This window comes from Pseudomonas sp. SIMBA_067 (genome assembly GCF_046534675.1).
GTDB classification, from domain to species: Bacteria; Pseudomonadota; Gammaproteobacteria; order Pseudomonadales; family Pseudomonadaceae; genus Aquipseudomonas; species Aquipseudomonas putida.
This window is the reverse complement of sequence record NZ_JAWRYH010000221.1, coordinates 1-308: the sequence shown is the minus strand read 5'-3', so window position 1 is coordinate 308 and position 308 is coordinate 1. Positions and strand designations below refer to the sequence as shown.

At 56.5% G+C, this 308-nt stretch carries 1 protein-coding gene; it reads left to right on the top strand.

Annotated elements, in window-relative coordinates; all coding sequences use genetic code 11:
* The coding region (locus tag SB765_RS28820; RefSeq protein WP_410932382.1) for a hypothetical protein at nt 1-308 on the top strand (308 nt) is incomplete at both ends.

Genomic DNA, 308 nt, shown 5'->3' with positions numbered 1-308 from the left:
ATGATCGGCACTTGCTACCACGCGAACTGATCGAATTTGCTCAAAAAGTTCCGGCCGACACCCGTGGAAGCGAATTCCGCAAAGAACTTCAAGCAGTGCTCGAAGCGGAATACCGAGCGAAGGGCAAGTCGCCTGATGCCAAAGAACGGATCAGCTACGATGACAAGACGTCGGCGGAGCGCTTCCTCGATCAACACCTGTCGACTTGGGTGAAAGTCGCGAATGCGTTCGCACAGGCCTTGGGTAGTGGACACGGTCGTGCTGCGGCCACCCTGTCGCCACTGACGAGTTTGTGGAAACAGCTACGC